Genomic DNA, 13,236 nt, shown 5'->3' with positions numbered 1-13,236 from the left:
GATTTTATACAGGAAAAAACAAGAGCAGATTACTCTTTTTCCAAAAAAAATGGTAGGTTTGCCTAAATATTCCTTTAATGAAACAGTCGATTTTATTAGACGGTCCCAAATTTCAAATTACAATCAAGAGACTTTGCCAACAATTGATTGAAAATCATGGTGATTTTTCAAATGCAGCATTGGTGGGTATTCAGCCCAGGGGCACGTATTTAGCTAAACGTTTATCCAAAGAATTGGAAATTATGCTGGGCCATCCGGTTCCTACAGGTATTCTGGATATAACATTCTTCCGTGACGATTTCAGACGTGAAGGTTCTAACCCACTCCTGGCCAACAGTACAGAGATAGATTTTATTGTAGAAGGTAAAAATGTCATTTTTATAGATGATGTGCTATGGACAGGGCGTACCATTCGTTCTGCTATGGATGCTATTCAGGCATTCGGAAGAGCCAAAAGAATAGAATTACTGGTATTGGTAGACCGCCGTTTTTCCCGTCAGATACCTATTGAACCCGATTATATCGGCATACAGGTAGACTCCATCGACTCACAGAAAGTTGCAGTAAACTGGGAAGAGGTAGACGGTATGGACAGCATTACATTACTGACAGAAAAAAAATAAATATTACAACTCTATAACTTGATATAAATGTCATCTTCAGCAGAACAACTAAGTACACGTCACCTCTTAGGAATAAAAGATCTGAATGAAAAGGATATTAATTTGATTCTCGATACCGCTGCGAACTTCAAAGATGTCCTAAACCGTCCTATTAAGAAAGTGCCTTCTCTTAGAGATATTACTATTGCCAATGTGTTTTTTGAGAACTCCACACGCACAAGACTGTCGTTTGAGTTGGCTGAAAAAAGACTTTCTGCGGATACTATCAATTTTGCCGCTTCCTCTTCGTCGGTGAGTAAAGGGGAAACACTGATTGATACGGTCAATAATATTTTGGCAATGAAGGTCGATATGATTGTAATGAGACACCCTTATGCTGGAGCTGGAGTATTCCTGAGCAAGCATGTGGATGCACAGATTGTTAATGCGGGAGATGGAGCACATGAACATCCGACACAGGCATTGTTAGATTCGTTCTCTATTCGTGAACGTTACGGAGATGTTGCAGGGCGTAAAGTGGCGATTATAGGAGATGTTCTGCATTCCCGTGTAGCCTTATCTAATATTCTTTGTCTTCAGAAACAAGGTGCGGAGGTAATGGTCTGCGGACCAACAACATTGATTCCGAAATATATACAGTCTTTGGGCGTAAAAGTTGAGCATGATCTTAGGAAAGCACTCAACTGGTGCGATGTTGCCAATATGTTGCGTATACAACTGGAACGTCAGGATATTGCTTACTTTCCCTCTCTGCGTGAATATTCCATGCTTTACGGATTAAATAAGGAAATCCTGGACTCATTGGATAAAGAAATCATCATTATGCATCCTGGCCCTATTAATCGGGGTGTGGAGATCACTTCTGATGTTGCCGACAGTAAACATTCTATTATCCTTGATCAGGTCGAAAACGGAGTTGCAGTACGGATGGCTGTACTCTATTTATTAGCAGGTAAAAGAGGATAATAAAACTCAAAATAATGATATGATCAAACGCCACTGGCCCTAAGCCAGTGGCGTTTGATTTTACAGAGATGTCTAAAGATTTTATCATCTTAATTTTCCGCTATTCATAAGATATTTAATACGATGTTTAAGGGGTAATTAGCGCTTTGATTGTCTTTGTAAAGGAAGATATAAGGGGAACGATAAGGAAAAGAAATATCCTGCTGATTTTTTTTGAAAGGGTATATTTTTTTTGTTAAATGTACGTTATAGTATCAGTTCCTAACAGGTGTTAATAACTTTTGAGGAAAACTTGCTTATGAAGTTCTAATTTAGTATTTTGAAATAGGTGTATCCCGCAAGTACGCGTTGTGAAAAAGTATACTTTCAAAGCCGTATTGCACCCGCAAAAAAGAAGATTTAATAGAAAAAGATTACTTCGTTATTATGAATAAAAATATTTACAAAGTAGGTATTGCTCTGAGTTTAATGACCACGCCGGTTTTTGCGCAGCAAACGGCCTGGCAAGATCTGAATAAAGCCTTCAAGTCCGGTATGGAGCTTTTTGAGAGAGGGAAATTCAGTTCAGCATCCAAACAGTTTGATAAAGTGGAAGAGATCAGGACCAAATCTACTTTGCAATTAGATGAAAATGAAGAGTTAACGCTGCTAAAAGAGAATGTACGCTACTACCAGGCAATCTGTGCGCTGGAGCTTGGAGATTCGGATGCTGAAGGAAGATTTTTGAAGTATATCAAAGATTACCCGGCAAGTCCTAATTCTAAAGCGGCATATTTCCAGATAGGCCGTTCGTATTATGCGAAAAAAGACTATAAAAAAGCCATCGAATGGTTTACTAAGATTGATGGTAAAAATCTGGCCGGTGCCGAAAATACAGAGTACCGTTTTAAATTAGCATATTCCCGGTTTATGACAGAAGATTATACTTCTGCAAAACCTGTATTTGAATCACTGAAAGACCAAAAAAGTGAATATCAGGAAGCATCTATCTATTACTACGCATATTTGTGCTATCTGGATGCGGAATATAAAACTGCACTTAATGAATTTGAACGTCTTCAGGGATCAAAAACCTATGAAAGCAGTTACCCGTATTATATCACAGCGCTATACTTTCTGGACAAGCGATATGATGATGTACTGAACTATGCGCTGCCAATCCTGCAGACAACGAAACAAGATAACGAAACAGATATGTTCCGTGTTATTGCAGCGACGTACTTTATCAAAGGTGATCTGAAAAAGTCGAAAGAATATTACGATAAATTCCAGGCTCAGGATCAGGGCAAAACACAGAATAATCAGGACAGTTACCAGATCGGTTATATAAATTACAAGCTGGGTGATTATGATAAAGCAATCACGGAGCTCGAAAAAATGACCGAACCGGATGCTTATTACCAAAGTGCCATGATCACATTAGGTGATGCCTTCCTGAAAAAGGGAAATAAACAAAGTGCGCGTAATGCTTTTTTCCGTGGATCAAAATTAGACTTTGATCCTCAACTGAAGGAAGAAGGACTTTTCAATTATGCTAAGTTGTCTTATGAACTGGAGTTTCATCAGGTCGCTTTGGATGCCATTCAGGAATACATGAAGACCTATCCAAACAATGTACGTAATGAAGAAGCACAGACATTGTATGCCGAGATTCTGTTGAGTACGAAGAATTACCGGGCTGCGGTGGATGTATTGGAGTCTGTTAAGAAAAGAGGTAAAGAAGCTAATGCGGCTTATCAGAAAGTAACTTATTACCGCGGTTTGGAATACTATAATGAGCGTGCATTTGAAAATGCAATATCCATGTTTATGCGTTCTGAAGCTAACCGTTATGATGAAGAGATCAATGCATTGGCTATTTACTGGAAAGCAGAGGCGATGTATGAGGTCAGAAAATATAAAGAGGCAACCGCTAATTTTAACAAATTTCTGAGTCTTCCTGCAGCCAGAAATACAGATGTCTATAATTATGCAAATTATGCGTTAGCATATGCAGCTTTCAGAAATGAAAATTACAATACATCAGCAAACTACTTTGAACGTTTTCTTTCCATGGGCGGCAAAGAGGGGATCGAACTTAATACCCGTAATGATGCTATTGCCCGTCTGGCAGATTCGTACTTTTCACTCAAGAATTACGGTCGTGCCATGACTGAGTATGACAAGCTGATCAATTCCAAAGCACAAAGTCAGGATTATGCTTTATTCCAGCGTGGTGTTATTCAGGGATTACAAGGAAATAGCAGCGGTAAGATTGCTACCCTGCAATCTGTAGTACAAAAGTATCCGAAGTCCAACTATGCAGATGATGTGGCTTTTGAGATTCCGTACACCTACTTTACATTGGGACAGTATGATCAGGCGATTTCAGGACTGCAAGCAATGGTGGAAAAATACCCTAGAAGCAGCTACGTTCCACGTGCTTTAGTGACTATCGGTCTGGTACAGTATAATCAGGATAATAATGATGCTGCTTTAAAAACGTTCCAACGTGTGGTAGATCAGTATTCTACTACAGACGAGGCTAAGCAAGCAATGCGTTCGATTGAAAATATTTACCTGGATAAAGGAGATGCAACAGGATATATCCGTTATGCAACAGGTACAAATATCGGAGATCTTTCGACATCAGAACAAGATTCCCGTGCATTCTCTACGGCAACTACACTATTCTCCAGAGGTAATTATCAGGGTTCGGTGGAAGCAGTGAATGCATATTTTGATAAATTCCCGAAACCTATTCAGGAAAAATATGCTCGATTTATCCGTGCAGAGAGTAACGCAGCTTTGGGTAAAAATCAAGAAGCACTACACGATTACAACATTATTCTGAATGACTGGACAAGTGCTTATACAGAACGTGCATTAGTCAGTGTTTCTCAGTTGTACCTGAAGCAAAAACAATACAATGAAGCTGTACAGCAATTGAAAAAACTGGAACTGACTTCAGAATACAAGTCTAATTATGCGTACGCAATCAATAATCTTTTGGTAAGTTATTTCAATATCGGAGATTACAAGGAGACATTGAACTATGCTACATTAGTCAAAAACTATGAAAAGTCTTCAGAAGAAGAAATAGGTACAGCACATCTTTATGCTGCAAAAGCATACCTGGCAACAAGCAAGCCTGCTGAAGCAACCAAAGAGCTGAATCTTGCTGCGTTGAAAAGTAAGACAGCAACAGGAGCAGAAGCGAGATACTTAGTGGCTGAGCAGCAGCTGAAAGCCAAAGAATACGATAAAGCAATTAAATCTGCTTTTGATATTTCAGATACGTTTTCTTCGTATGACTATTGGGTAGCAAAAGGATTTATTTTGATGGCAGATGCATATACTGGTAAGGGAGATGCGTTCCAGGCAAAATCAACTTTAGAGAGTATCATCGATAACTACGAAAATAAGGAAGATGGTATTCTGAAAACTGCTAAAGAAAAATTACAAAAATTAAATACAACAAAGAAATAGGAAATAATGATGAAGTTGCAAAATACTGTGTTTAAGAAATGTGCCGTAGTAACCTTGTTATTAGGCGCAGGTTTTAATGGATTTGCTCAGCAAGAGCCTACAGACAAAAAACCAGTAACGATTGATTCGTTTGATGTTGTGCGAGATTATAAGCCTATTCTTGCAGATGCGGTGAAAATCCGTCGTAGTCCTGACATGACCAACAAAAGAAGCTACATGCCAAAATTAACATACGGAAATGTGGTAGATAAAAAATTGGATATCAATACCGGTCTTTACAAACTGGATGTTAAGGAAACTCCTTTTTCTCAGATTAATGATCAGACCAGCAATTATGTGAAATTAGGTATTGGTAATTTTAATACTATTCTTGGGGAGGGTTATTTCTCCTATGATCAATATGAAAATGTAAGAATAGGTGGTTTTGTGAAGCATCTGAGCCAAAAGGGTGATATTGAAAACCAACGCTTTTCGAAACAAGAAGTCGGTGTATTTGGCAGACGTGTGTATGATGCGTTTACCGTTGACGGATTAGTGGGGTATAATCGTTATGCGACCCGCTTTTACGGAAATCCATTGGATGTAAACGGAGTATCACTGAATCCGGATCCGGAAAAACAGGCTTTCAATGATATCTATTTCACCGGAGAGCTGACCAGCAACTACGATGCGAATAATGAAAATGCACTGAGCTACTCCGCAAAAGCAGATGCTTATACATACAAAGATCAGTTTGCCGCTAAGGAAAACTCTATCGCATTATCCGGTTACCTGAACAAAAGAATGCGCGCATTCAATATCGGAGCCAATCTTAGTGTAGATGTAAATAGCATTAACGGTACAGATAATGTAGATGGAAAAACAAAAAACTCTGTTGCCAGTATCAATCCTTACATCAGCTTCAAAGGCGATAATTATGTGATTACATTGGGTGCTAATTTAGTATCAGAATTCGGGGATTCTTCCCGGTTCAATGTCTTCCCTTCTGCGGAAGTAGACTTCTCCTTAGTTCCTGAATATATTCATTTGTTCGGGGGTGTAAATGGAAACGTCAAAAAAGCATCTTTGCGCTCATTCACCAATCAAAATCCTTACCTGAGCCCGGATCTGAGCATGATCAATACTATAGAAAGATTGAATTTCTTTGGAGGTATTAAAGGAAATGCCGGAGCAACATTTGGCTATAAGGTACAGGTAATGTATAAACAGATCGAGGGACTTCCTTTATTTGTCAATAACAGAGAAACACCTTATCGTTTTGATCTTGTTTACGACGGATTGGGAGAAGATGCTGCTAAATATTTCGGCTTACAGGGAGAGATCAATGTTCGTTTATCGGATGTGGTCAATTTAGGTGGTCGTCTGAATATTGATCAGTATACTATGCAACAGGAAGAAGAAGCATGGCATATGCCTAAAATGAAACTGGCAGCAAACGCACGTTTCAACATCTCTGAAAAACTGTATATCGATGCAGAGGCATTGTTCCAGGGAGATACATATGCACGTGAATATACATACACCGTCAATGGAAGTACAGTAGATATTTCTCAAGGATATAAGAAAGTAACATTACCCTCTTTCTTTGACCTGAATGCCGGAGCAGAGTACCGCGCAACTAAACATTTAGGGATCTTTGTGAAAGCAAATAATATATTCAATAAAGAATACCAACGCTACCAGTACTATCCGCGTTTAGGATTTAATATACTGGGAGGGCTTAATTACTCATTTTAATTTAAAATAGTAACTTTGCGTCCCAACGATATTGATAAGGATGAATTTAGGAAAAAGCATAAATCATGTACTGAAAAGACACACCGAAGTAAAGGTGGATGGAATAGGTGTCTTTAAGCGAAAACATACTCCTGCGACTTTTGATCAAAGTCGCAATGCTTTTTTACCGCCTATCAATTATCTGGAACTGGATACACAGGGAGATACAGGTTATGACTTTGTCACCTATGTGCAGCGGCAGCAACAGGTAGACCGTCATCAGGCAGAGGCCATTGTTCAAACGGAAGTTAGCAAGATCAAAGAAGAGTTATTGCAGTCCGGTCAGGCCAAACTGGATGATCTTGGATATCTGGTTAACTATGGAAATACTTATGTATTTAAACCTTTAGATCTTACCGGATTTCATTTTGAACCGATACAGGATGTAAACGATAAGATCCGAAGTTTAGAAAAAGAAATTATTCCACCACAGGAGATAATACCAGCCGGGCTGACGCCTCCCGCAATACCAGTACCGGTAGTACCTGTAGAGAAAGAGCAGCCAACTCCTGTAATACAGGAACCCGTGAATACGGTCAGAGAAGAGTTTGTTTTTGAAGATGAGCGAAGATCGAGTAACACCATTTGGTATATTATTTCAGCAGTAATAGCAATTGGTCTGATAGGAGGACTATACTATTGGGATACCTACTATAATAAGCCGCAGACGCCTGCTCCTGTTGTAAATCAGGATACATTGAGCGATACAATTCCTTCGACTCCGGTAAAAGATACAGTGACGTCATTAGTACCGTTAGATACAACGGTTCATGAGGTGCCGGCAAAGGATAGTGTAGATATACATCCCGGAGTGAAAGAACCACAAACCGGACATGAATACCAGATCGTTATCGGATCACATGCAGGATGGACAATGGCAAAAGAACAGGTAGATGCCATGCATAAAAAAGGATATACACAAGTCTATATCCATGAAAGCAAGAAATCCAAGAAATGGAAAAAAGTAGTATGGAAATCATTTTCTACACTTGAAGAGGCACAGAAAGAACTGAAACACGTTCAGGAGACGATTGAACCTCAGGCTTTCTATGAACGGATAAAGAATTAAACTGAAAACTAGAACATTAAATATTTAAATAGCATTATGTCATTGATTCAAGACACAGCATTAGCATTAGACTCGTTAGGTCAGGCAGCACAGCAACCTATACAGATGGCGACACAGGAAGAAACAAATCTGATCCAGCTTTTGATGAAAGGCGGATGGATTATGTGGCCTATTGCCTTTTTGTTTTTCTTAGGATTGGTTATCTTTTTGGAGCGTTATATTACCATTCGCAAAGCGTCTAAGTTTGATAACGGATTGATGTCACAAATCAAAAGCAATGTGATGTCTGGTAAACTGGATGCAGCTGTAGCGGTATGCCGTTCCAGTAATACACCATTATCAAGAATGCTGCAAAAAGGTCTCTTGCGTGTAGGTCGTCCTATCAAAGATATAGAAGGAGCAATTGAGAATATCGGTAAGATCGAAGTATCTAAACTGGAGAAAAACATCAATATTTTGGGGATTATTGCAGGTATTGCACCGATGCTTGGTTTCGTAGGTACGATCTTCGGGGTAATCCAGATTTTCCGTGATGTAGAGGCAGTAGGTGGTATTGATATCGGTTCGGTATCCGGAGGTCTTTATGTTAAAATGATTTCTTCTGCATCGGGATTGACTGTAGGTATCCTTGCATATATCGGATATCATGCACTTAACATGATGGTAGAGCGTCTGATCCTTAGAATGGAAACGGATGCAGTGGAGTTTATTGACTTATTAGACGAACCGGGAGCATAAGCTATAAGGCTCTTTTAAAAAGGATTTAATTATGAATATTCGTAATAGAAGGAACAGACCTTCTGCCGAGGTACATACTGCAGCATTGAATGATATCATGTTTTTCCTGATGTTATTCTTTTTGTTGGCCTCTGCCGTGTCTAATCCTCAGGTCGTGAAATTACTTTTACCAAGATCCAGTGCGGGAGAACAGTCTGTGGCCAAGAAAACCATGACAGTATCTATCACAAGTGATCTGCAGTATCATGTAGATAAACAAATAGTTCCATACGAGAGTCTGGAATCGTTAATACAATCAAGAATGGCATCCGGAGAAGAATTGACTATTATGCTTTATGCAGACAGCAGTGTTCCTATCCAGAATGTAATTTCTGTCATGGATGTAGCGAACAGGTTAAAAATTAAGTTAGTATTAGCAACAGAACCGAGAAAAGATAAATAATATTATTACATATTATCTGATCAAAGGGCCTGATTTTTGACTGTTTAATTTTGATTTTTTAATTTTTATTATATCATGCATTATCATCTTCAAGAAGAAAATAACCTTCCTAAAGCATTAGGAATATCCTCCATAATTATGGGGATATTAGTGGCTATAGGTTTTTTCATTGTGTTCAGCAAGGAGTTGCCAAAGATTGGTATGGGAGGTATTATAGTCAACTACGGTACTTCGGAAGAAGGGATGGGAGATGATTATATGAGCGTAGAGGAACCTTCCATGGATCCTAACGCTAATAATGTAAAGCCGGATAAAATTGATCCGACTGAAACACCTACACCAACTCCTACGCAGCAGGTTTCTGATGATGCTGTAGCGACACAGGATATAGATGATGCTCCTGCTATTACCAAGACAGAGAAACCTGTAAAAGTAAAAGCAACAGAGACTACAACAGAGAAGAAAAACAGTACCCCGGCTGTCAACCCGAATGCCCTGTACAAAGGAAAGAAAAATAACGGAACAGGCTCTGGTGATGGTACCGGATCCACTCCCGGTAATCAGGGAAGCAAGTTAGGAGATCCTTTGGCACCGAATTATGGAGAAGGGGGATCAGGGGATGGCAATATGATGTTATCGATTGCCAACAGACGTTTTGTTGTAAGACCAAATATTGATGACAAAGGTCAGCAGTCCGGAAAAGTTGCAGTAGAAATTCGTGTAGCACCTAACGGTACGATTACATATGCACGGGCAGGCGTTAAGGGAACTACATTGCCTGACCGCTCCCTGTGGGAAAAATGTGAAAGAGCTGTACGGGGTGCCCGTTTGAATGAATTGGAAAAAGCACCGGATTCGCAGACAGGAGTTATTGTATTCAACTTCAGAGTTAGATAAGTTTCATTTGCTATGAAAGCATATAAAGAGGTAATCGAGTATCTGTATACTCGATTACCTATGTTTACCCGTGAAGGTGTTTCTGCCTATAAGAAAGACCTGAATAATACCATCGCACTGTGCCAGGCATTAGGCAATCCTCAAGACAAATTCAAATCTATACATATTGCAGGTACGAACGGGAAGGGATCCTCGTCTCATATGCTGGCTTCGGTATTGGCATCAGCCGGATACAAAACAGGTCTCTATACTTCACCACATTTAGTTGATTTCAGAGAGCGTATCCGGGTCAATGGAGAAGTTATTCCGGAACAGAATGTTATTGAATTCGTAGAATCACAGCAATCTCTTATAGAAAAAGTACAGCCTTCATTTTTTGAAGTGACGGTCGCCATGGCTTTTAATTACTTTGCAAAAGCTCAGGTAGATGTCGCCATTATCGAAGTAGGATTAGGCGGACGTCTCGATAGTACAAACATTATCCGTCCGGAGCTATGTCTTATTACAAATATCGGTATGGATCATATGAATCTGTTAGGAGATACCTTGCAGGAAATAGCAGGGGAGAAGGCTGGCATTATCAAAGCAAATACCCCGGTTGTTATTTCTGAAAGAGATCCGCGTACAGCACAGGTATTTGAAGAGATCGCTGAGACAAAACAGTCCCCGATCCGGTTTGCATCGGATGTATTGGAAGCAACGATTACTTCCCGGCATCTTTCTGGTATGCAGGTATCTGTCACTGACAAAATAACTTCTCTGACAGAACAATATGATCTTGATCTTACGGGGTCATATCAGTTAAAAAATGTAGTGGGTGTTTTAGCGGTAGTTGATGAATTAAATCAGAGAAATTTTAGTATTCCTTCTGACCGGCTCCGGGAAGGCCTGAGCCATGTTCAGCAATATACAGGATTGCAGGGAAGGTGGCAGACAATCTCTACAGATCCGTTGATCATCTGTGACACCGGACATAATGAAGATGGTATTCGTGAAGTTCTTAAGAATCTCCTGCTTACACCCTTTAAAAGACTTCATATCGTAATGGGAGCGATGAAAGATAAAGACCTCGAACATATCCTGCCTTTACTTCCGAAAGAAGCCATATATTATTTCTCCAGCCCCGATATGCCCAGAGCGATGCCGGCAGAAGAACTGTCTGCTGCGGCTTTAAGCTATGGTCTGAAGGGAAAACCTTACTCTAGTGTAATGCAGGCATTCAATGCGGCAAAACAGGCTTATCAGGCAGGGGATTTGGTTTTTATAGGAGGTAGTAATTTTGTGGTGGCAGAGGTTTTAACTGCTCTTGAAAATAAAGTATAAGAAAAGGAGTTGCTAAACAAGTAGCAACTCCTTTTTAAGATATCATCGTAAAATTTCCCTAATCATTTACAGTCAACTCACCCCGGATATCTTTTTCTATCCAGTACGCTACATCTTTTTGATCTTCAAATTCTCCCTGTAAGTACATCAGTTTGGTTACTGCTGCTTCAAAGGTCATATCATACCCATTCAGTACTCCGATTGATTTCAGTCCCTGACTTGTTTCATAGCGTCCCAGTTCGACAGATCCCACCTTACATTGAGAGATATTCAGAATATTTTTACCCTTATCTATTGCTTCCTTTAACAGGTCGAGAAACCATTCATCTGTAGTCGTATTACCGGATCCAAAGGTTTCCATGACAATAGATCTGACATCCGAATTCAGGATGGTACGGATCGTATTGGCATTCATTCCCGGGAAGAGCTTCAATACAGCCACTCTGTCATCCAGTTTTGTATGCAGGATAAATTGTTTATATCTGTTATCTAATAAGGCTTCATTGTTATACTTAAGGTGTATACCGGCTTCTACAAGAACAGGGTAGTTTGGAGAGCGAAAAGCTTCAAATTTGGCTGAATTGTATTTGAAAGAGCGGTTTCCTCTGAATAATTTGTTGTCAAATAAGATACAGACCTCCTGAATAAGAGACGTTCCGTTTTCCTGAGCAGATGCAATTTCCAATGCCGTCATCAGATTTTCACGGGCGTCAGTACGGATTTCTCCGATAGGAAGTTGTGATCCTGAAAGGATAACCGGTTTTTGTAATCCCTCCAGCATAAAACTCAAAACAGAAGCCGAAAATGCCATTGTATCTGATCCGTGAAGAATCACAAACCCGTCATAGTGCTCATAGTTTTGCTTCACAATATTAGCCATCTCAATCCAAACGGTGGGGTTCATATTAGAGGAGTCAATGATGGGTGTGAAAGAATGTACCGTGAGTTTATAATTCAGTCGGCTCAGATCCGGCAGATTCCGGGCAATAAGTTCAAAGTCGAAAGGTACAAATGATCCGGTCTGCTCGTCTTTGACCATTCCGATGGTACCGCCTGTATAGATAATAAAGATATTATGCATGTCTTATTTTATATTCCGAATATACGTTTTGAATTTGCTGTGGTGACAGCTGCTACTTTTTCGATCCCGACTTCATGTAGATCGGCTACTTTCTCTGCTATGTAATGTAAATAGCTGCTTTCATTTGGCTTGCCCCTAAACGGAACCGGAGCCAGATATGGAGCGTCAGTTTCCAGGACGATATGTTCCAGATCGATTTCTTTTACAACAGCATCCAGACCCGATTTTTTATAAGTGACTACACCACCTATCCCTAATGCAAATCCAAGATCAATAGCTCTTTTGGCCTGATCTAAAGTGCCTGTGAAACAATGTAAGACACCAAAGAGCTTATCATCTTTAAGTTCATCGAGTAACTCAAATAATTCATCAAAGGCTTCTCTGCAGTGTATATCTATAGGCAATTGCAAATCTTTAGCCCATTGTACCTGAATACGGAATGCTTCTTTCTGAATATCCAGGGTCGTTTTATCCCAGTACAGATCAAGTCCGATTTCGCCTATAGCATATACTTTATGTTTGGATAAAGCCTCTTCAATGGAGGACAATTCTTCTCTATAGTTTTCTTTTACATCGCAGGGATGAAGACCCAGCATTGGAAAACAGTTTTGAGGATAAGCACGCACCGTATCCATTACTTTTGGAATAGATTCGGTATTTACATTCGGTAAAAATATACGTTCAATACCACGGTCAAAGCATCGTTGCATTTGTTCCTCCATTAGCGGAGTTCCAATGTGATAATAAAGATGGGTATGTGTATCTGTTAAAATATAAGGAGTAGGCATGTTAAGATGCTGTTAAATCGTGGCTAAATTTAGCATTTTGTGAACAGACGACCTAATTATAAACG

General features: G+C 39.6%; 11 protein-coding genes. 9 read left to right on the top strand and 2 right to left on the bottom strand.

Going from position 1 to position 13,236, the window contains the following annotated elements; genetic code table 11:
- The first annotated feature begins 77 nt into the window (after nucleotides 1-77).
- From pyrR to B4B65_RS16330, 9 genes are all read left to right on the top strand, one after another.
- On the top strand, nucleotides 78-623 hold the full coding sequence (pyrR, locus tag B4B65_RS16370) for a bifunctional pyr operon transcriptional regulator/uracil phosphoribosyltransferase PyrR (protein WP_003000438.1): 546 nt from the start codon (nucleotides 78-80) through the stop codon (nucleotides 621-623).
- A gap of 27 nt (nucleotides 624-650) precedes the next feature.
- Nucleotides 651-1,589: an aspartate carbamoyltransferase catalytic subunit gene (locus B4B65_RS16365; protein ID WP_003011081.1), complete on the top strand. Its 939-nt coding sequence runs from the start codon at nucleotides 651-653 to the stop codon at nucleotides 1,587-1,589.
- Nucleotides 1,590-2,015: 426 nt separating this feature from the next.
- The gene (locus B4B65_RS16360) at nucleotides 2,016-5,057 is read left to right on the top strand and encodes a tetratricopeptide repeat protein (RefSeq protein WP_293916972.1); all 3,042 of its coding nucleotides are present in this window, start codon (nucleotides 2,016-2,018) and stop codon (nucleotides 5,055-5,057) included.
- A 6-nt stretch (nucleotides 5,058-5,063) separates the two neighbouring features.
- Complete coding sequence (locus B4B65_RS16355) at nucleotides 5,064-6,794, top strand: TonB-dependent receptor (RefSeq protein WP_201680567.1); 1,731 nt, start codon at nucleotides 5,064-5,066, stop codon at nucleotides 6,792-6,794.
- Between the two features lie 40 nt (nucleotides 6,795-6,834).
- A complete protein-coding gene (locus B4B65_RS16350) occupies nucleotides 6,835-7,902 on the top strand; it encodes a hypothetical protein (protein ID WP_293916970.1) in 1,068 nt (355 codons plus the stop codon).
- 36 nt (nucleotides 7,903-7,938) lie between these two features.
- Nucleotides 7,939-8,640: a MotA/TolQ/ExbB proton channel family protein gene (locus B4B65_RS16345; RefSeq protein WP_003000423.1), complete on the top strand. Its 702-nt coding sequence runs from the start codon at nucleotides 7,939-7,941 to the stop codon at nucleotides 8,638-8,640.
- 31 nt (nucleotides 8,641-8,671) lie between these two features.
- Nucleotides 8,672-9,082: an ExbD/TolR family protein gene (locus tag B4B65_RS16340; RefSeq protein ID WP_201680565.1), complete on the top strand. Its 411-nt coding sequence runs from the start codon at nucleotides 8,672-8,674 to the stop codon at nucleotides 9,080-9,082.
- A 75-nt stretch (nucleotides 9,083-9,157) separates the two neighbouring features.
- Nucleotides 9,158-9,979, top strand: a complete 822-nt coding sequence (locus B4B65_RS16335; protein ID WP_201680564.1) for an energy transducer TonB — start codon at nucleotides 9,158-9,160, stop codon at nucleotides 9,977-9,979.
- A 12-nt stretch (nucleotides 9,980-9,991) separates the two neighbouring features.
- Nucleotides 9,992-11,302, top strand: coding sequence for a bifunctional folylpolyglutamate synthase/dihydrofolate synthase (locus B4B65_RS16330; protein WP_293916965.1), 1,311 nt, complete (start codon nucleotides 9,992-9,994; stop codon nucleotides 11,300-11,302).
- A gap of 58 nt (nucleotides 11,303-11,360) precedes the next feature.
- Here the strand turns inward: B4B65_RS16330 and B4B65_RS16325 are convergent, their stop codons facing one another.
- Together B4B65_RS16325 and B4B65_RS16320 are read right to left on the bottom strand one after the other, a co-directional pair.
- Nucleotides 11,361-12,383, bottom strand: a complete 1,023-nt coding sequence (locus tag B4B65_RS16325) for an asparaginase (protein ID WP_293916963.1) — start codon at nucleotides 12,381-12,383, stop codon at nucleotides 11,361-11,363.
- 8 nt (nucleotides 12,384-12,391) lie between these two features.
- Nucleotides 12,392-13,171, bottom strand: a complete 780-nt coding sequence (locus B4B65_RS16320; RefSeq protein ID WP_293916961.1) for a TatD family hydrolase — start codon at nucleotides 13,169-13,171, stop codon at nucleotides 12,392-12,394.
- Between the last annotated feature and the right edge of the window lie 65 nt (nucleotides 13,172-13,236).

This window comes from Sphingobacterium sp. UBA5789 (genome assembly GCF_002418355.1).
Taxonomy (GTDB): domain Bacteria; phylum Bacteroidota; class Bacteroidia; order Sphingobacteriales; family Sphingobacteriaceae; genus Sphingobacterium.
Note: the sequence above shows the minus strand (reverse complement) of the source record. Positions and strands in the feature narration are given on the sequence as shown.

What these genes read in the sequence shown, in the direction of transcription:
- pyrR (WP_003000438.1), top strand. Translation starts at nt 78, where the DNA reads ATGAAACAGTCGATTTTATTAGACGGTCCCAAATTTCAAATTACAATC.
- B4B65_RS16365 (WP_003011081.1), top strand. Translation starts at nt 651, where the DNA reads ATGTCATCTTCAGCAGAACAACTAAGTACACGTCACCTCTTAGGAATA.
- B4B65_RS16360 (WP_293916972.1), top strand. Translation starts at nt 2,016, where the DNA reads ATGAATAAAAATATTTACAAAGTAGGTATTGCTCTGAGTTTAATGACC.
- B4B65_RS16355 (WP_201680567.1), top strand. Translation starts at nt 5,064, where the DNA reads ATGATGAAGTTGCAAAATACTGTGTTTAAGAAATGTGCCGTAGTAACC.
- B4B65_RS16350 (WP_293916970.1), top strand. Translation starts at nt 6,835, where the DNA reads ATGAATTTAGGAAAAAGCATAAATCATGTACTGAAAAGACACACCGAA.
- B4B65_RS16345 (WP_003000423.1), top strand. Translation starts at nt 7,939, where the DNA reads ATGTCATTGATTCAAGACACAGCATTAGCATTAGACTCGTTAGGTCAG.
- B4B65_RS16340 (WP_201680565.1), top strand. Translation starts at nt 8,672, where the DNA reads ATGAATATTCGTAATAGAAGGAACAGACCTTCTGCCGAGGTACATACT.
- B4B65_RS16335 (WP_201680564.1), top strand. Translation starts at nt 9,158, where the DNA reads ATGCATTATCATCTTCAAGAAGAAAATAACCTTCCTAAAGCATTAGGA.
- B4B65_RS16330 (WP_293916965.1), top strand. Translation starts at nt 9,992, where the DNA reads ATGAAAGCATATAAAGAGGTAATCGAGTATCTGTATACTCGATTACCT.
- B4B65_RS16325 (WP_293916963.1), bottom strand. Translation starts at nt 12,383, where the DNA reads ATGCATAATATCTTTATTATCTATACAGGCGGTACCATCGGAATGGTC.
- B4B65_RS16320 (WP_293916961.1), bottom strand. Translation starts at nt 13,171, where the DNA reads ATGCCTACTCCTTATATTTTAACAGATACACATACCCATCTTTATTAT.